Source organism: Phenylobacterium sp. (assembly GCF_037189685.1).
Classification (GTDB): Bacteria; Pseudomonadota; Alphaproteobacteria; order Caulobacterales; family Caulobacteraceae; genus Phenylobacterium.
On the sequence record NZ_JBBCIT010000001.1, the window covers coordinates 145,424 to 162,518 of the forward strand.

Sequence of the window (17,095 nt, forward strand, 5' to 3'; positions counted from 1 at the left end):
GCCCCTCCTGGGAAGGCGCCGGGCCGTCGGGCGGCTGAGGAGGGAACGCCGCCGAACGTCAGTACTTCAGGTCCAGGGACACGCCGACGATCCGGCGCGCCTCGTAGGGATGGTAGTCGGAATAGGCGCCGACACCGGCCACGGTCGGCGTCGAGAACTTGCGGGTGTAGTAGTACTTGTCGGTCAGGTTCCGGCCGAAGACCGAGAGCTTCCAGGCGCCGTCCGTGGGGCCGATCCCGACCGCGCCGTTCACCAGGGCGAAGCCCGGGTGCTGGGTCGCAGGATCGTTGGGCGTGTTGGACGGGTAGTTGGTCCGGTAGTTCACGTTGCCGTCGAGGAAGAGCGTGTAGCCTTCGGCGACTTCGGCCCGGTAGTTGGCGTCCAGGTTGAAGCTCCACTTGGGCGCATAGGGAAGCTGGGCCCCCGAGAGGTCCTGCACGGCGCCGACGCAGCCCTGCGCCGCCGTCTGGCCGCGGTAGCAGGGCGCGCGCAGGAAGCTCTTGTACTTGCCGTCGGTGTAGGCGGCCGAGCCCGACAGCGTCAGGTCCACGTCCGGCATCGGGCGCCAGTAGACCTCGGCCTCGACGCCCTTCGACAGGGCCTCGGCGGCGTTCAGCAGCAGGAACAGGCCGATGTCGCCCGGCTCGCGCGCGGTGACCTGGAGATCCTCCACCTCGAGGCGGAAGGCGGTGACGTTCAGCAGCAGCCGCTGGTCGGGGAACGACGCGCGCAGGCCCACCTCGTAGTTGGTGGGCTTCTCGGGCCGCACGTCGAGCAGAGTTGTCGTGCCGATGCCCACGTCGTAGCCGCCGCCCTTGTAGCCACGGGTCACCGTGGCGAAGACGTTGGAGTTGTCGTTGAGGTCGTACTGGAGGCCGACGCGCCACAGGAACGCGTGGTCGGTCTTGCCGGCCTGACGGCTCTCGGTGGCGTTGTTGATCGGGTCGAAGCGGACCTTCTCGGCCTCGGCCAGTTCCTGCAGGTAGCGCCCGCCGACGATGGCGCGGAAGTCGTCGGTGAAGTTGAGGTTGGCCTGGCCGAAGACGGCCATGTTCTCGCCGTTGGTGTAGTTGTCGACGATCCGGTTCGTGAAACGGGTCGGCGCCGCCAGCGGTTGAAGCTGGGTCGATTCCGAATGGACGTCCGAGTTGAAGTAGAAGAGCCCCACCACATAGTCGAGGAACGGCCCCTTGGGCGAGGTCAGGCGCAGTTCCTGGGTGAACTGCTTCTGGGTGAATTCGGCGAAGTTCACGTTGAACCGGTTGATCGGCGAGCTGTCGGTGTCGAGGCCGTCGATCGTCTCCCAGTAGCGGTACGAGGTGATCGACGTCAGGGTGTGGCCGCTGGCGAAGTCGTAGTCCGCCTGGGCCGAGAGGCCCCACGACTTCACGTCCGAGAAGACGTCGCCATCGATGTTCTGGGTGTCGTTGCCGGGGCGCAGCGCCACGCCCCGGTCGAGGAACGCCTGCTCGGTGACGTTCAGCGGCGTCCCGGGCGACACCAGGGTCCAGATGCAGCAATCGGCGTTGCGCCGCCACCAGTCGCCGATGATCCCGAGCCGGAAGTTGTCGGACGGATCCACCTGGAGCCGGCCGCGGACGCCGTACTCGTTGCGGTCGTTCAGCCTGCGGCCGTCGAACAGGTTCTTCACGAAGCCGTCGCGCTTGGCCAGACGGGCCGACAGCAGGAAGCCGACGTCGTCCGAGATCGGTCCGGAGACATAGGCCTGGGCCTTGCGGTCATCGTGCGGCCACGCCCAGCTCAGCTTGCCGGCGGCCTCGAATTCCTTGGACGGGGTCTTGGTGACCACGCTGATGACGCCGGCCGAAGCATTCTTGCCGAACAACGTGCCCTGCGGGCCGCGCAGGACCTCGATCCGCTCCACGTCCGGAAGGTCGGTGAGAGAGGCGCCCGCCTGGCCCATCACCACCCCGTCGACCACATAGGCCGAGCTGCTTTCGATCGATTCCGAGGCGAACGAGGTGGTGCCGATCCCGCGGATGAAGAAGCCGAAGCTTCGGGGACCGGCGCTGTTCGAGACGCCGAGGTTCGGAACCCGGTAGGCCAGGTCCACGGCCTCGTTGGAGCCGAAGACGTCCAGCGTCTCGGCGCGGACGACGGCCACCGAGACGGGAACGTCCAGCAAGCGCTCCTCGCGCTTCTGGGCCGTGACGACGAGTTCGCCGATCTCGTTGGCGCCGGCGGATTGGGCGCGGGCGGCGCCCGGCGCAAGGACTGCCGTCAGGACGGCGCATGTGGTGAGGCAGCTCGAAAAGCTCAGCCGCGACTTCAAGCCGGACATCGGTTTCCCCCTGTTGCGTTCTTGCCGGCCCCGGTCGGGCTCTCTGCGTTAGGCAAACCCTGATCTAGGTTGCTGTTAGTGTCAATATTTCATCGAAAATTGTTTCAATGTCCTTTTTATGTGTAGAAGTGTAGGAGCGGGCGCGAATCCACAGCCGCGATCGCCACGGGCGCGATCGCGTTTCCGACGTCATCGGGAAGGGAGGCGCCTCAGCGGCCGGGAATGGTGCCCATTGCGCGGTTGCGCAGGAACCGCTCGTCCTGGCTCTCGGGCCAAGGTTCGGGCTCGGGCGCCCGGCCGTCGACCAACGGCCAGACCACCGGCGTCGCGCCGCCGGCGATCCTTGCGCCCTGGGGAATGCGGTCGCGGTCCACCGAGGGATGCGCCCGGTCACCGCCGCGGGTGCAGCCATCCTTGAAGTAGATGGCGGTGTAGACGCGCCGCATGTGGTCCGAGCGGTTGGACTTGGCCATGTGGACCGTGCGGCCCGCATGGAACAGCACGTCGCCTGGCTGCGCGGGACAGAACACCGGCTCGGCCGCCTGGCGGGCCAGCAGCGCCTCGCCCTGCCCTTCGGCGCGGAAGATGTCGACGAATTCGAGATCGGCCTCGTGGGAGCCGGGGACATAGCCCATGCATCCCGTCACTTCGTCGACCGGGATCAGCGGAATCCAGGCCGTGATGGTGTCAGGCTCGGCGATGGGCCAGTAGGCGTGATCCTGGTGGGCCTCGGTCTCGCGGCCGCCCGCTTCCTTGTAGAGCGCCTGGTCGTGCCAGAGACGGACCTTCTCGGCGCCGAGCAACGCGCCCAGGGCTTCGCCCAGTCGCGGGTGGAACGTCAGGCCGCGAACCTCGGGGAAGTCCTCCCAGATGTACTGGCACTGGATGAACGACTGCTCATAGGGTGTCTTCTCGTCGAGGCCGCGCGTGTCGTGTCCCTTGCGCCGCGCCACGGCCATGTCGATCGCCGGCGCCAGCGCCGCGATATCCTCCGGCGGGATCAGGCCCTTGGCGTGGACGAAGCCGTCGCGGCGATAGCGCTCAGCGAGGTCCTTCAACTCCTGCGGCGTCATCGGCGAAACCTCCCTAGCGTCCGCCCTCGAGGATCCTGAACTGCCGGACGGGGTCATTCTGCTCGATGACCTGACCGTCTGGCAGGGTGGTCTTCGCGCCGTCGGGCGCATACTGGAGGATATAGGCCTTCCGCACCGTATCCGGCTTCAGGTTCGGTCCTGTCCGGTGCGGCGCCAGGGACGAGAAGACCACGATGTCGCCCGCCTTCGCCGGCGCGGCCACGGCCTCGTCGGCCTCGGTCAGGCACACCTTGCCGATCTCGGTGATCCAGTGTTCGAAGGTCCCCAGCCTGTGCAGCTTGGGGGCGATCCACGCACAGCCGTTCTCCTCGTCCACGTCCACCAGCGGAATCCAGAGCGTGAGGTACTGCTGCGGCTCGATGTAGGTGTAGCCGTTGTCCTGGTGCCAAGGGAATTCCTGAACCTTTTCCGTCTTCTTGTAGACGGACTGATCCCAGTAGAGCCGCACGTCGGGACCGATCAGGTCGTGGCAGATATCCTTGATCGCCGGATGCTTGGCGAACGCCTGCAGCACCGGCGACTTGCCGACGATGTGGGCGGTGAAGGTGATGGTGCCGGCGTCGGTCAGGCGGAAGCGACCGCCCATGGTCTCCCGCACCCCCTCCTCGTGCGCCTTCTCCAGCGGATCGATCGCGGCGGTGACGGCGGCGATCTCCTCGGGCGTGAAGGCGTTCCGGAAGACGAAGAAGCCGTCCTCGTTGAACTGATCCACCTGCTCGGGCGTCAGCGCGCGCATCCCGGTGCGCGGCGCGTCCTGCCAGGTGAAGTCCCGGTTGAGGGGATGAAGGCGGGGGGCGGCGTTCATGGCGTACCTACTCGTCGATCCTGTCGGGACCATAATTTGATCGAAAACATGAAGTCAATCATATTTAGATATAATAAGCAGATTAGATCGAATTTTGCAGAGCTGAAGATCGGAGCGTCGAAGCAGGCCGGCGGACACGCGGAAAAGGGGCGACGTCGCCCAGGTTGGCCGACCCCGCCCCTGACTCTGGCCCTGGCCGTGGAACCGCCAGGGATCACTCAAGAGCCGCCCGGCGGAACGCCAACGCGGACGCGGCGGGAGCCGGTGGCCGGCGTGCGCTACGCCGCCCTTCGGATGGGGATCCAGCGGTTGACCCGGGCGAGGGTGGCGGCGCTCTCGGGGTTCAGCGCCTTCGTGCCGGCGCGGCCGTAGTGATAGACCATCGCCGAGCGGCGGTAGTCGGCCACGTTGTCGGTCGACATGTGCATCAGATAGCTGTGGAAGAAGAGCACGTCGCCCGGCTCCATCACCGCCGAGGTGCGGCTCGACGTGTCCTGCGAGACGATCTCGAGATAGCCGCGATTGGCCGCCGGCCGCAGGTCGGGCACATGCTCGTAGATCTCCTGGTCGGCGTGGCTGCCCGGCACCACCCAAAGGCAGCCGTTCTCGATGGTCGCGCGGGTCAGCGCCACCCAGACGCCCACCTGGGGCTGTTTGTCGAACTTGAAGTAGTAGCTGTCCTGGTGCCAGGGCTGGCCGATGACGCCGGGGTTCTTGAAGATGAACTGGCTCTGGAAACAATCCACGTCGGGACCCAGCAGGCCCGCCACGCGGTCGGCGATCTGGGGCAGCTCCGACATCCGCCGGGTCGCGCCTTCGGCGTGGCAGTTGAAGACCTTGGAGACCAGGTCCTCGGGGTTCACGGCGCCTGGCGACGGGCCGGTCTCAGGATAAATGAGGTAGTTCTCCCCCGACATGTAGGCGACCTCCCCGGCGTGGCGCCCGGGCGGATCGGCACGGATGCGGGCGACCACCTCGGCCTCGACCTCGGCCGCGAGCCCGGGGTCGACCGCACCCCGCGCGAAAAAATAGCCGTCCCGGTCCCATGCGGCGCGTTCGGCATCGGTGATCATGGCTCGGATCCTCCCTGACTCCTCAGGCCTCTGTTTTGGAGATCATATCCCGGTCGAATTTGCCGAAATCAATCTAAAACTGTCTTTTTTGCCATCTATATCGTTATTTTAGCCAAAATCTGGCTTTTCCGATTGAGAGGCTGGGGAAGGGTCGCCATAGTCCTCCCAGCCGCGCAGAGACGCGGCGGACCGGGGGAGACGATGTTCAAGGCCAAGGCGGGATTCCAGTTGAGCTTCGCCCGCAAGGCCGGCTTCTCCCTGGGCGACTACGCCTGCAACCTCTACTGGCAGAGCGTCAGCCTCTTCCTGATGTTCTACTACACCGACGCCCTGGGGCTGCCCGGGGCGACCGCCGGCCTGATCTACATGATCGCCTCGATCTTCGACGGGATCACCGACCCGATCATGGGCGCCATCGCGGACCGAACCCGCACCCGCTGGGGGCGTTTCCGGCCCTACATCCTGATCGGTGCGATCCCTGTCGGCCTCTCGTTCTGCTTCCTCTACTGGGCGCCCGCGGCCACCGGCCTCGGCCTGACCGCCGTGGTCCTGGCGTCGCATCTCGTGTTCCGGACGGCCTACACGCTGGTGTCGGTGCCCTACAGCTCGCTCACCGCCCGCATGACGCGCAACTCGAGCGAACGCTCGTCGCTGGCCGGCTTCCGCATGGTGGCGGCCACCCTGGCCGGGATGACGGTGTCGTTCCTCACCAAGCCGATGGTCGACCAGTTCGGCGGCGGCGACCTCGCCACCGGCTTCTTCTACGCGGCGGTCGTCCTTGCGCTCGTCGCCACCGCCATCTTCCCGGTCGTATTCCTGGTCACGCGGGAGCCCCCCGAGCCCCCGGGCGAGCCCGTGCGACTCAGCCTCGCCGACTATTGGCGGGCGACGGCGAAGAACAGGGCGTTCTGGATCGTGATGATCGCCATCAGCCTGGGCGCCATGTCGTCGACGGCGCTGTCCAAGTCGCTGCTCTACTACATGAAGTACATCGCCCTCGACGAGGAGGCGGCCCGCTACGCGCTCTCGATCAAGGCCGCGCTGGGCGTCGCGATCATTCCCGCCTGGGTGTTCGTCACGCGGTTCATCGGCAAGCAGATCGCCTGGCTCACGGCCGCAGGCTGGGGGCTGGCCTGCGCCGTGGCGCTGCTCGTCTTCGACGTCCAGACGGCGCTCGCGGTCACGGTCTTCTACATGGTGATCCATGTCGCCTCGCTGGGCGTCTCCACCACCTACTGGTCGATGGTGCCCGACACGGTCGAATACGGCGAGTGGAAGTCGGGCGCGCGCACCGAGTCCTTCGTCTTCGGCCTGGCGATGTTCTTCCAGAAGGTGGCGCTGGGCCTGGCGGCCGCCTTCTTCGGCTGGGCGCTGGACGGCGTGGGCTACGTCCCCAACGTGCAGCAGACCCCCGAGACCCTGCACGGGCTCAAGCTGATCGTCGTGGCGTTCCCGGTGATCGGCCTGGGCGGCTCGGCGATCGCGATGCTGTTCTACCCGCTGCGGCGCGGCGTCCACGAGAAGATCGTGGACGAACTGGCCGCGCGGAATCCCGCTCCCGCATCCTGAAGGAGGTCCGCATGGCCCGCTTGCTCGTCTATCAGGCCATCTGGGGCATGGAGAACCTGCCCGGCGTCGACATGGAGGCCGACATGCCGGGGGTGCTGGCGAAGATCTTCGACGCCGGCTTCGACGGCGTGGGCGTCAGCCTGATGCGCCCCGACCGCGCCGAGGCGGTGGCCCGCGGCGTCCTCGACCGCGGCAAGAGCTTCGAGGCGATCGGGTTCGTCTTCACTGCCGCCGACGTGGCCCGCTACGTCGACCGCGCCCAGGAACTCGGCGCCCACCACCTCAACATCCAGATCATGGCCCGGCCCGACAAGGTGGACGACGCGGTCGCCCTCCTGACCGGATTCGAGGCCGAGGCGGCCAAGGCCTCGATCCCGGTGAACTACGAGACCCACCGCGGCCGGCTGACCAACGACGCCCTGTTCACCTGCCGTATCCTGGACCGGATGCCGGCGCTCAGGCTGACCGGCGACCTGTCGCACTATCCGCTGGTCCACGAGATGCCGCTGCCCGTGCCCGAGGCCGACATGGCGCGGATGCGGAAGGTGCTGAGGCACTGCTGGGCGTTCCACGGCCGCGTGCCGGGCTCGCACCAGATCCAGGTCTCGATCAGGGCGCCGCAGCACCAGGGCTGGGTGGACCAGATGCGCGCCTGGTGGCGTGAGGGCTTCGCCGACTGGCTGACCCGCGCCGGCCCCGACGGCGAGCTGACCTTCATGCCCGAGCTGGGCCCGCCCAACTACGCCATCACGGGCCTCGACGGCCGCGAGCTGAGCGACCGCTGGAAAGAGGCCCTGATGCTCAAGGACATGGCCCACGAGCTGTGGGCCGAGGCGACCCAGCCCGTCGCCGCCTAACCCGAAATCCGGTCCGGCCGGGTGAACACCTCGAAACCGTCGTCGCGGGCGACGGCGACAAGGGTGATCCCGGCGGCCTCCGCCGTTCGGACGGCGAGCACCGTCGGCGCCGAGACCGCGACGACGATCTGGGCGCCCAGGGCGGCGGCCTTCTGGACCATCTCCACCGAGACGCGGCTGGTCAGCGCCAGCAGGCCGTCGCGGGCTGGTGTTCCGGCTCTGGCGAGGGCGCCGGCCAGCTTGTCGAGCGCGTTGTGGCGGCCGACGTCCTCGCGGGCGGCGACCAGGCCGTCGGGGCGCGTCCACCACCCGGCCGCATGCGCCGCGCGCGTGGCCTGGCCCAGGGCCTGGGCCGTCGCCAGCCGGGCCAGGGCGGCGCGGATGTCGGCGGGGCCGGCGACGGCGCCGTCTCCGACGCGGCGCGGCGGCCGGACGGCTTCGGCCAGGCTGTCCACGCCGCAGAGCCCGCAACCCGTCGGCCCGGCCAGGCGCCGGCGGCGCGCGGCGAGCGCGGCCGAGGCGGGCTGCCTCAGCCACATGCGGACCTCGATCCCCAGGTCGCCCGTAGACACCTCCAGGGCGGTGATCTCGTCAGGGGCGGCGACCAGGCCCTCGGTCAGGCTGAAGCCCACGCCGAAGTCCTCCAGGTCGGCGGGCGTCGCCATCATCACCGCCGTCGTCGTCGCGTCATGGACCAGGGCGACGGGCGCTTCCTCGGGCAGGTCGCGCAGACCCGCCTCGCGCCCGGCGGCCGTCCAGCGGGTGCGGGGAATGGCGGCCCGGATCATCGCGCGGGCGCGGCCGCCTCCAGGCGCGCCACCGCCTCCAGCGCCACGGGGCTCAACCCCTCGCCTCCGGCCGCGCGCCAGGCCAGGATCTCGGCGCGCATGTGCGGGTCCCAGAAGCTCTTCAGGTGGCCCGCGACGCCGATGGCCGCGTCGCCCGGCTGGGCGGCGAAGAACGCCGCGATCTGGTTGGCCATGTAGATCAGCCGATCCGGCCGGGTCATTCCGCCGGCTCCGCCTGGGATTCCGGCGCCACGATGCGGCGACTGCGTTCGCTCATCGCCTCGTAGCGCGCCTGCCAGTCGCTGGGGCCGTTGGACGGCGCGACCTGAACCGCCGTCACCTTGTACTCAGGGCAGTTGGTGGCCCAGTCGCTGTAGTCGGTGGTGACGACGTTGGCCTGGGTCCCGGGGTGGTGGAAGGTGGTGTAGACCACGCCCGGCGCCACCCGGTCGGTGATCCGGGCCCGCAGGGTCGTGTCGCCGGCGCGGCTGGCGAGCCGGACCCAGTCGCCCTCGCGCACCCCGCGGTCCTCGGCGTCCTGAGGGTGGATCTCCAGCACGTCCTCCTCGTGCCAGAGGACGTTGTCGGTGCGCCGCGTCTGCGCGCCCACATTGTACTGCGACAGGATCCGGCCGGTGGTCAGCAGCAGGGGGAAGCGCGGTCCCACCTTCTCGTCGGTGGGGACGTAGTCGGTCAGCACGAACTTGCCCGCGCCGCGGACGAACCGCTCCAGGTGCATGACCGGCGTGCCCGTCGGCGCGGCGTCGTTGCAGGGCCACTGGACCGAGCCCTCGCGCTCCAGCAGGTCGTACGACACGCCGGCGAACGTGGGGGTCAGGCGCGCGATCTCGTCCATGATCTGCGAGGGGTGATCGTAGGCCATCGGATAGCCCAGCGCGTTCGAGAGCTTCTGGGTGATCTCCCAGTCCTCCAGGCCGTTGCGCGGGCTCATCACCTTGCGCACCCGCTGGATGCGCCGCTCGGCGTTGGTGAAGGTTCCGTTCTTCTCCAGGAAGGTGGAGCCCGGCAGGAAGACGTGGGCGTAGTTGGCGGTCTCGTTCAGGAAGAGGTCGTGGACGATCACGCACTCCATCGCCGCCAGCCCGGCGGCCACGTGCCGGGTGTTGGGATCGGACTGCAGGATGTCCTCGCCCTGGACGTAGAGGCCCTTGAACCGGCCGGCGACGGCGGCGTCCAGCATGTTGGGGATGCGCAGTCCCGGCTCGGGATCGAGGGAGGCGCCCCAGGCGGCCTCGAACAGCGCCCGCGTCGCGTCGTCCGACACGTGGCGGTAGCCGGCCAGCTCGTGCGGGAACGAGCCCATGTCGCAGGCGCCCTGGACGTTGTTCTGGCCCCGCAGCGGGTTCACGCCCACGCCCGGCCGGCCGACGTTGCCGGTGGCCATGGCCAGGTTGGCGATCGCCATCACCGAGGTCGAGCCCTGGCTGTGCTCGGTCACGCCCAGGCCGTAGTAGATCGCCGCGTTGCCGCCGGTGGCGTAGAGGCGCGCCGCGGCGCGCACCGTCGACGCCGGAACGCCTGTCGTCGCCTCGGTGGCCTCGGGCGAATGCTCCGGCCGCGCCACATGCTCGGCCCAGGCGGCGAAGTCCTCGGGGTCGCAGCGCTCGCGGACGAAGGCCGTGTCGACCAAGCCCTCGGCGACGATCACGTGCGCCAGCGCCGTCAGGACCGCGACGTTCGCGCCCGGCCGCAGGGCCAGATGGTGCGCGGCCTCGACATGCGGCGTCCGGACGAGGTCGATCCGGCGCGGGTCGATGACGATCAGCTTCGCGCCCTTCCTCAGGCGGCGCTTCATGCGCGAGGCGAACACGGGATGGCCGTCCGTGGGATTGGCCCCGATGACGAGGATGACGTCGGCGTGTTCGACCGAGTCGAAGTCCTGGGTGCCCGCCGAGGTCCCGAACGCGGTCTTCAGGCCGTAGCCCGTGGGCGAGTGGCAGACGCGGGCGCAGGTGTCGACGTTGTTCACCCCGAACCGCGCGCGGATCATCTTCTGGACGAGGTAGGTCTCCTCGTTGGTGCAGCGCGACGATGTGATGCCGCCCAGCGCGTACGGGCCGTGCGCCGCCTCGATCCGGGCGAATTCGGAGGCGGCGTAGGCGATCGCCTCGTCCCACGAGACCGTGCGCCACGGCTCGGCGATCGAGGCGCGGATCATCGGCTCCAGGATGCGCTCGCGGTGGGTGGCGTAGCCCCAGGCGAACCGCCCCTTGACGCACGAATGGCCGTGATTGGCCTTGCCGTCCTTCCACGGGACCATGCGCACCAGCTCTTCGCCGCGCATCTCGGCCTTGAACGTGCAGCCGACGCCGCAGTAGGCGCAGGTGGTGACTTCGGCGCGCTCGGGCTGGCCGATCTCGATCACCGCCTTCTCGGTCAGCGCCGCCGTCGGGCAGGCCTGGACGCAGGCGCCGCACGACACGCATTCCGACGACAGGAACAGCTCGCCCTGGCCGGCGGCGATCTTCGAGTCGAAGCCACGGTCCTCGACGCTCAGCGCCAGGGTCCCCTGCACCTCGTCGCAGGCGCGCACGCAGCGCGAGCAGACGATGCACTTGGCCGGGTCGAAGGTGAAATAGGGGTTGGACTCGTCGCAGGGCAGGCCGAGGTGGTTCTCGCCCTCATAGCCGTAGCGCACCTCGCGAAGGCCCACGGCGCCGGCCATGTCCTGCAGCTCGCAGTCGCCGTTGGCGGCGCAGGTGAGGCAGTCCAGCGGATGATCGGAGATGTAGAGCTCCATCACCCCGCGGCGCAGCTTCGCGAGCTTCGGCGTCTGGGTGCGGACCGCCATGCCCTCGGCCACCGGGGTAGTGCAGGACGCCGGCGTCCCGGCGCGGCCGTCGATCTCCACGAGGCACAGCCGGCATGAGCCGAAAGCCTCCAGGCTGTCGGTGGCGCACAGCTTGGGAATCTGCGTCCCCGCCTCGGCCGCCGCGCGCAGGATCGAGGTCCCGGCGGGCACGGTCACGGACCGGCCGTCGACGGTCAGCGTCACCGGGGCGCCCGAGGCCTGGGGCGTGCCGAGGTCGAAGTCGAGGAGCCGAGCCATGAGGATCACTCCGCCGCGGCGCGGGCCGGCGCCCGCGCGAAATCGTCCGGGAAGTGCCGGATCGCGCTCATCACCGGATAAGGTGTGAACCCGCCCAGCGCGCAGAGCGAGCCAAATTTCAGGGTCTCGCAGAGGTCCTCGACCAGCGCGAGGTTGGCCTCGGCGTCGATCCCGGCGGTGATCCTGTCGATGGTCTCGACGCCGCGCTTCGATCCCAGGCGGCAGGGCGTGCACTTGCCGCAGCTCTCGATGCCGCAGAATTCCAGCGCGAAGCGGGCCTGGGCCGCCATGTCGACCGTGTCGTCGAAGACCACGATCCCGCCGTGGCCGATCAGGCCGCCCTGCGCGGCGAAGGCCTCGTAGTCGTAGGGCGTGTCGAACAGGGCCGGCGGGAAGTAGGCGCCCAGCGGGCCGCCGCACTGGACCGCGCGCACCGGGCGTCCGGAGGCGGTCCCGCCGCCGATCTCCTCGACGATCTGGCGCAGCGTCAGACCGAACGGGGTCTCGTACAGGCCCGGCCGCTTCACGTTGCCCGCGAGCTGGATCGGCTTGGTCCCGCGCGAGCGCCCGTGGCCCAGGGCGTCATAGGCCTGGCCGCCGTTCAGGATGATCCACGGGACCGCCGCCAGGGACAGGACGTTGTTGATCGCTGTCGGCCGCCCGAACAGGCCGCTGTGGGCGGGCAGCGGAGGCTTGGGCCGAACCTGTCCCCGCTTGCCCTCCAGGCTCTCCAGCAGCGCCGTCTCCTCGCCGCAGACGTAGGCCCCCGCGCCGATCCGCAGTTGCAGGTCGAAGCCGGGGATGAGGCCTTGCGCACGGGCGACCGCGAGCGCCGCCGCCATCGTCGCGTTGGCGTGCGGATATTCCGAGCGCGAATAGATGAAGCCGCGCGCCGCCCCGACCGCCAGGGCGGCGATGGCCATCCCTTCGATCAGCAGGAACGGGTTGCCCTCCATCAGCATCCGATCGGCGAAGGTGCCGCTGTCGCCCTCGTCGGCGTTGCAGACCAGGTACTTGAGCGCGCCCGGCGCATCACGGACGGTCTTCCACTTCACGCCCACCGGGAAGCCGGCGCCGCCGCGGCCGCGCAGGCCCGACGCCTGGATCGCGGCGATCACGCCATCGGCTCCCAGGTCGCGGGCCCGCGCCAGGGCCTCGAACGCAGGCGGCGCCAGGGGATCGACCACCCCGCAACGCGCGAAGGTCAGGCGGGTCTGACCGGCCAGCCAGGGATGGGCCTCGATGTCCCCCAGCGCCAGGGGGCTGTCGCCGGCGAGGATCGCGGAGACATCGGCCGGCGCCGCGGGCCCGAAGGCGCGGCGCCCCTGCGGGGTCTCCACCTCGACCAGCGGCTCCAGCCAGAAGAGGCCGCGCGATCCCGTGCGCACCACCTCGCACCCGGAGGCGGCGAAGGCGCGGGCCACGGCCTCGGCGCCGACGGCCAGCGCCGCCGAGTCCTTCGGGACGAAGACGCGGGTCATCCAAGCACCGCTTCGGAAAGCCGCGACGCCGTCAGCCGACCGACGGGCTCGCCGTCCACCAGGGCGGCGGGCGCGACCGCGCACAGGCCCAGGCAGTAGACGGCCTCCACGGTGATCCCGCCGTCGGGCGTGGTGTCGCCCCAGTCGGTCTCCAGGTTGGCGAGCAGGGCCGCCGCCACCGCCTCGCCACCCGTGGCCTGGCACGCCTCGGCGCGGCAGATCTTCACCTGACGCCGCCCGGCCGGCGTCTCGCGGAAGTCATGGTAGAAGGTGATCACCCCGTGGACCTCGGCGCGGGTGAGGTTGAGCGCCTCGGCCACGATCGGCGTCGCCGCCGGCGGCACATGCCCGAACTCGGCCTGCAGCGCGTGCAGGACAGGCAGCAGCGGCCCCTCAAGCCCGACGTGCGCGACCGCGATCTCGCGGGCGCGATCGGCGTTCCAGCCGCGGGCTTGAGACGGGTTCATGGCGCTATATTTAATCTAATATGCTAAAGAGGGGCAATATTTCGCAAAAACAGAACCGCTCGCCTTCCTGCTGCGGACGGCCTAGGAAAGGCTGGTCCTGTTGGAGAGTCGAGGAAAGAACGATGAAGACGCGTGCGGCGGTGGCGTTTGATGCGAAAAAGCCGCTGGAGATCATCGAGGTGGATCTTGAGGGACCCCGCGCCGGCGAGGTGCTGGTGGAGATCAAGGCCACGGGCGTGTGCCACACCGACGCCTACACGCTGGACGGCCTCGACTCCGAAGGCATCTTCCCCTCGATCCTGGGCCACGAAGGCGCGGGCGTGGTGGTCGAGGTGGGGCCGGGCGTGACGTCGGTGGCCGTGGGCGACCACGTGATCCCGCTCTACACGCCCGAGTGCCGGCAGTGCAAAAGCTGCCTCAGCCGCAAGACCAACCTGTGCACCGCGATCCGCGCGACCCAGGGCAAGGGCCTGATGCCGGACGGGACCAGCCGGTTCTCCTACAAGGGCCAGCCGATCTTCCACTACATGGGCTGCTCCACCTTCTCCAACTACACGGTCCTGCCCGAGATCGCGGTGGCGAAGATCCGCAAGGACGCGCCGTTCGAGACCGCCTGCTACGTGGGCTGCGGGGTGACCACCGGCGTCGGCGCGGTGGTGAACACCGCCCAGGTGGAGCCGGGGGCCAATTGCGTGGTCTTCGGCCTGGGCGGCATCGGCCTCAACGTGATCCAGGGCCTGAAGCTGGTGGGCGCGAACATGATCGTGGGCGTGGACATCAACCCCGACCGCGAGGACTGGGGCCGCAAGTTCGGCATGACCCACTTCGTGAATCCCAAGGCGATAGACGGCGACATCGTCGCCCACCTGGTGGCGCTCACCGACGGCGGGGCGGACTACACCTTCGACGCCACGGGCAACACCACCGTCATGCGCCAGGCGCTGGAGGCCTGCCACCGGGGCTGGGGCGAGAGCATCATCATCGGGGTGGCCGAGGCCGGGAAGGAGATCGCCACCCGGCCGTTCCAGCTCGTCACCGGCCGGGTCTGGAAGGGCACGGCCTTCGGCGGCGCGCGCGGGCGCACCGACACGCCGAAGATCGTGGACTGGTACATGGAGGGGAAGATCGAGATCGACCCCATGATCACCCACAAGCTGCCGCTGGAGGACATCAACAAGGCCTTCGACCTGATGCACGCCGGCGAGAGCATCCGCTCGGTCGTCGTGTTCTGATGATCGAGACCGTCTCCGAGACCCGCTGCTTCGGCGGAACCCAGGGCGTCTATCGCCACCAGAGCCGCGAGACGAAGACGCCGATGACCTTCAGCGTCTTCACGCCGCCCCAGCCGGGGCCGCGGCCGGTGGTCTGGTATCTCTCGGGCCTGACCTGCACCCACGCCAATGTCACCGAGAAGGGCCAGTTCCAGCGGGTGTGCGCGGAGCTGGGCCTGATCTTCGTCGCGCCTGACACCAGCCCCAGGAACGTCTCGGGGGGAGAGGGCGTGCCCGACGATCCCGAGGGCGCCTACGATTTCGGCCTGGGCGCCGGCTTCTATGTGGACGCCACTCAGGCGCCGTGGGCCGCGAACTACCGGATGGAGAGCTACATCGTCGCCGAACTGCCCGAGGTGGTGGCGGCGAACTTTCCCGTGGACATGGGCCGCCAGGGGCTGACCGGCCACTCCATGGGCGGCCACGGCGCGCTGACGCTGGCGTTGAAGACCCCGGGCCGCTGGAAGAGCGTCTCGGCCTTCGCGCCGATCGCGTCGCCGATGCGATGTCCCTGGGGCGAGAAGGCGCTCTCCGGCTACCTCGGCCCGGATCGGACGGCCTGGCGTCGCTACGACGCCACCGCGCTGCTGGAGGACGGCGCGCGGGTGGAGGCGCTGCTGGTGGACCAGGGAGAAGCCGACGCCTTCCTGGACGGCCAGCTCAAGCCCGAGCTGCTGGAGGCCGCCTGCCGCGACGCGGGCGTGGCGCTGACCCTGCGCCGCCAGCCCGGCTACGACCATAGCTACTACTTCATCGCCAGCTTCATGGAGGATCATCTCCGATGGCACGCGCAAAGGTTGGCCGGATAGGCCTCGCAGCGGCCTCCGTCGTCCTGCTGGCGGCCGCGTCCGCCACCGCCCAGGCGCCGGCGCCCAAGGCCAGGACCCAGGGTGGCGTGGTCGTGGGCGAGGCCGCGCCGGGCCTCTCGATCTTCCGCGGCATACCCTATGCCGCCCCGCCGGTGGGGCCGCTGCGCTGGCGGCCGCCCCAGCCGCATCCCGGATGGAAGGGCGAGCGGCCGGCCCGGACGTTCGGTTTCGACTGCGTCCAGACGCCGTTCCCGGGCGACAGCACGCCCTCGATACACACCCAGTCCGAGGACTGCCTGACGCTGAACGTCTGGCGCCCCGACGGCGCGAAGGCCGGCGCGCCGGTGATGGTCTGGATCCACGGCGGCGGCTTCACCAACGGCCTGGGGTCGTCGCCGGTCTTCGACGGCGCCGCCCTGGCGCGGGCCGGCGTGGTGGTGGTGACGCTGAACTACCGGCTGGGCCGCTTCGGCTTCTTCGCCCACCCCGCCCTGACCGCCGACCGCCCGGACGAACCCAAGGGCAACTACGGCTTCATGGACCAGATCGCGGCGCTGCGCTGGGTCCAGGCGAACATCGCCGCGTTCGGCGGCGACCCGGCCCAGGTGACGATCTTCGGCGAGTCGGCCGGCGGCGCCTCGGTGAACATGCTGATGACCTCGCCGATGGCGCGGGGACTGTTCGCGCGGGCGATCGTCCAGTCCGGCGGCCTGGGCGACACCTGGCCCTGCCTGGCCGAGGCCGAGCAGAAGGGCGTGGCGCTGGCCCAGGCGCGCGGACTCTCAGGCGCGGACGCCGCGGCGCTCCGGGCGCTGCCGCTGGAGGTGGTGAAGGGCGACGTCAGCCTGTTCCAGGGCCGGCCTGAGACCTATTCGGGGCCGATGGTGGACGGCAAGGTCGCGCCCCGCTCGCTGCCGGCCATGTTCGCGGCGGGCGAGGCGGCCGCGGTCCCCTATCTGGGCGGCGCCAACACCCAGGAGTTCGGACCGGCGTCGCCGTTCATCGCCGCGCGCACCGAGGCGGCGATGAAGCGCCTTCCCGACGACACCCAGGCGACCCTGCGGGCGGCCTATGGCGACGACCTCGCCGCCAGCCTGGGCGCCGACGCCGCCTTCGTGGCCCCGGCGCGGCTCTTCGCCGGCCAGCAGGCCAGGGCCGCGCCGACATACCTCTATCGCTTCGACGTGGTCCCCGCCGGTCAGCGCAAGCCGGGAGTCGGCGCGCGGCACGCCACCGACCTGCCCTATGTGTTCGGGACCCTGCCGGCGTCGCTCGGCAGGACGGACGAGGCCGACGCCAGGGCCTCCGAGACCATCCGCGCGTACTGGACCAACTTCGCCAAGACCGGCGATCCGAACGGCCCCGGCCTGCCGGCATGGCCCCGCTACGACGCCGGGGACCGGGCGATGACCCTGAGCGCGGACGGCGCGACGGCGGAACCGCACCCCCACGCCGCGCGGCTGGACGCCCTGGCCAGAGCCGTCCGGCCCGCCTGCCCGGCGGAGTAGG

The 17,095-nt window shown here is 69.8% G+C and carries 14 protein-coding genes; 5 read left to right on the forward strand and 9 right to left on the reverse strand.

The window, feature by feature from the left end; all coding sequences use genetic code 11:
• Positions 1–58: 58 nt before the first annotated feature.
• The 4 genes from WG212_RS00715 to WG212_RS00730 form a co-directional block, all read right to left on the reverse strand.
• A complete protein-coding gene (locus WG212_RS00715) occupies positions 59–2,302 on the reverse strand; it encodes a TonB-dependent receptor (RefSeq protein ID WP_337185137.1) in 2,244 nt (747 codons plus the stop codon).
• A gap of 209 nt (positions 2,303–2,511) precedes the next feature.
• On the reverse strand, positions 2,512–3,375 hold the full coding sequence (locus WG212_RS00720) for a phytanoyl-CoA dioxygenase family protein (RefSeq protein ID WP_337185138.1): 864 nt from the start codon (positions 3,373–3,375) through the stop codon (positions 2,512–2,514).
• Between the two features lie 13 nt (positions 3,376–3,388).
• Positions 3,389–4,201 carry a phytanoyl-CoA dioxygenase family protein gene (locus WG212_RS00725; RefSeq protein WP_337185139.1) on the reverse strand — a complete coding sequence of 271 codons (813 nt, stop codon included), beginning with the start codon at positions 4,199–4,201 and terminating at the stop codon, positions 3,389–3,391.
• 278 nt (positions 4,202–4,479) lie between these two features.
• Positions 4,480–5,274 (reverse strand): phytanoyl-CoA dioxygenase family protein, encoded by a 795-nt coding sequence (locus WG212_RS00730; RefSeq protein ID WP_337185140.1) that lies wholly within the window; start codon positions 5,272–5,274, stop codon positions 4,480–4,482.
• Between the two features lie 201 nt (positions 5,275–5,475).
• On the opposite strand from WG212_RS00730, the gene WG212_RS00735 reads away from it, so the two are divergent.
• A complete protein-coding gene (locus WG212_RS00735; protein WP_337185141.1) occupies positions 5,476–6,843 on the forward strand; it encodes a glycoside-pentoside-hexuronide (GPH):cation symporter in 1,368 nt (455 codons plus the stop codon).
• An 11-nt stretch (positions 6,844–6,854) separates the two neighbouring features.
• On the forward strand, positions 6,855–7,700 hold the full coding sequence (locus WG212_RS00740; RefSeq protein WP_337185142.1) for a hypothetical protein: 846 nt from the start codon (positions 6,855–6,857) through the stop codon (positions 7,698–7,700).
• Here the strand turns inward: WG212_RS00740 and fdhD are convergent.
• The 5 genes from fdhD to WG212_RS00765 are packed head-to-tail and all read right to left on the reverse strand — an operon-like array spanning position 7,697 to position 13,506.
• Complete coding sequence (gene fdhD / locus WG212_RS00745) at positions 7,697–8,488, reverse strand: formate dehydrogenase accessory sulfurtransferase FdhD (RefSeq protein ID WP_337185143.1); 792 nt, start codon at positions 8,486–8,488, stop codon at positions 7,697–7,699. The two genes, WG212_RS00740 and fdhD, sit on opposite strands and share 4 nt — an antisense overlap.
• Positions 8,485–8,709, reverse strand: coding sequence for a formate dehydrogenase subunit delta (locus WG212_RS00750; protein ID WP_337185144.1), 225 nt, complete (start codon positions 8,707–8,709; stop codon positions 8,485–8,487). Before WG212_RS00750 ends, fdhD begins: the two co-directional genes overlap by 4 nt.
• On the reverse strand, positions 8,706–11,558 hold the full coding sequence (fdhF, locus tag WG212_RS00755; RefSeq protein WP_337185145.1) for a formate dehydrogenase subunit alpha: 2,853 nt from the start codon (positions 11,556–11,558) through the stop codon (positions 8,706–8,708). Before fdhF ends, WG212_RS00750 begins: the two co-directional genes overlap by 4 nt.
• 5 nt (positions 11,559–11,563) lie before the next feature.
• Positions 11,564–13,039: an NADH-ubiquinone oxidoreductase-F iron-sulfur binding region domain-containing protein gene (locus WG212_RS00760; RefSeq protein WP_337185146.1), complete on the reverse strand. Its 1,476-nt coding sequence runs from the start codon at positions 13,037–13,039 to the stop codon at positions 11,564–11,566.
• Complete coding sequence (locus tag WG212_RS00765) at positions 13,036–13,506, reverse strand: formate dehydrogenase subunit gamma (protein WP_337185147.1); 471 nt, start codon at positions 13,504–13,506, stop codon at positions 13,036–13,038. Before WG212_RS00765 ends, WG212_RS00760 begins: the two co-directional genes overlap by 4 nt.
• Positions 13,507–13,628: 122 nt before the next feature.
• Between WG212_RS00765 and WG212_RS00770 the strand changes: the two genes are divergently transcribed.
• Genes WG212_RS00770 through WG212_RS00780 form a run of 3 tightly spaced genes read left to right on the forward strand, consistent with a single transcriptional unit; the run spans position 13,629 to position 17,094 of the window.
• Entirely contained in the window at positions 13,629–14,738 is a 1,110-nt protein-coding gene (locus WG212_RS00770) for an S-(hydroxymethyl)glutathione dehydrogenase/class III alcohol dehydrogenase (RefSeq protein WP_337185148.1), read from the forward strand.
• Positions 14,735–15,586, forward strand: a complete 852-nt coding sequence (gene fghA, locus WG212_RS00775; RefSeq protein WP_337185242.1) for an S-formylglutathione hydrolase — start codon at positions 14,735–14,737, stop codon at positions 15,584–15,586. Before WG212_RS00770 ends, fghA begins: the two co-directional genes overlap by 4 nt.
• Positions 15,559–17,094: a carboxylesterase family protein gene (locus tag WG212_RS00780; protein WP_337185149.1), complete on the forward strand. Its 1,536-nt coding sequence runs from the start codon at positions 15,559–15,561 to the stop codon at positions 17,092–17,094. The genes fghA and WG212_RS00780 overlap by 28 nt, the downstream gene beginning before the upstream one ends.
• The last annotated feature ends 1 nt before the right edge of the window (position 17,095 follow it).

What these genes read in the sequence shown, in the direction of transcription:
- WG212_RS00715 (WP_337185137.1), bottom strand. Translation starts at nt 2,302, where the DNA reads ATGTCCGGCTTGAAGTCGCGGCTGAGCTTTTCGAGCTGCCTCACCACA.
- WG212_RS00720 (WP_337185138.1), bottom strand. Translation starts at nt 3,375, where the DNA reads ATGACGCCGCAGGAGTTGAAGGACCTCGCTGAGCGCTATCGCCGCGAC.
- WG212_RS00725 (WP_337185139.1), bottom strand. Translation starts at nt 4,201, where the DNA reads ATGAACGCCGCCCCCCGCCTTCATCCCCTCAACCGGGACTTCACCTGG.
- WG212_RS00730 (WP_337185140.1), bottom strand. Translation starts at nt 5,274, where the DNA reads ATGATCACCGATGCCGAACGCGCCGCATGGGACCGGGACGGCTATTTT.
- WG212_RS00735 (WP_337185141.1), top strand. Translation starts at nt 5,476, where the DNA reads ATGTTCAAGGCCAAGGCGGGATTCCAGTTGAGCTTCGCCCGCAAGGCC.
- WG212_RS00740 (WP_337185142.1), top strand. Translation starts at nt 6,855, where the DNA reads ATGGCCCGCTTGCTCGTCTATCAGGCCATCTGGGGCATGGAGAACCTG.
- fdhD (WP_337185143.1), bottom strand. Translation starts at nt 8,488, where the DNA reads ATGATCCGGGCCGCCATTCCCCGCACCCGCTGGACGGCCGCCGGGCGC.
- WG212_RS00750 (WP_337185144.1), bottom strand. Translation starts at nt 8,709, where the DNA reads ATGACCCGGCCGGATCGGCTGATCTACATGGCCAACCAGATCGCGGCG.
- fdhF (WP_337185145.1), bottom strand. Translation starts at nt 11,558, where the DNA reads ATGGCTCGGCTCCTCGACTTCGACCTCGGCACGCCCCAGGCCTCGGGC.
- WG212_RS00760 (WP_337185146.1), bottom strand. Translation starts at nt 13,039, where the DNA reads ATGACCCGCGTCTTCGTCCCGAAGGACTCGGCGGCGCTGGCCGTCGGC.
- WG212_RS00765 (WP_337185147.1), bottom strand. Translation starts at nt 13,506, where the DNA reads ATGAACCCGTCTCAAGCCCGCGGCTGGAACGCCGATCGCGCCCGCGAG.
- WG212_RS00770 (WP_337185148.1), top strand. Translation starts at nt 13,629, where the DNA reads ATGAAGACGCGTGCGGCGGTGGCGTTTGATGCGAAAAAGCCGCTGGAG.
- WG212_RS00780 (WP_337185149.1), top strand. Translation starts at nt 15,559, where the DNA reads ATGGCACGCGCAAAGGTTGGCCGGATAGGCCTCGCAGCGGCCTCCGTC.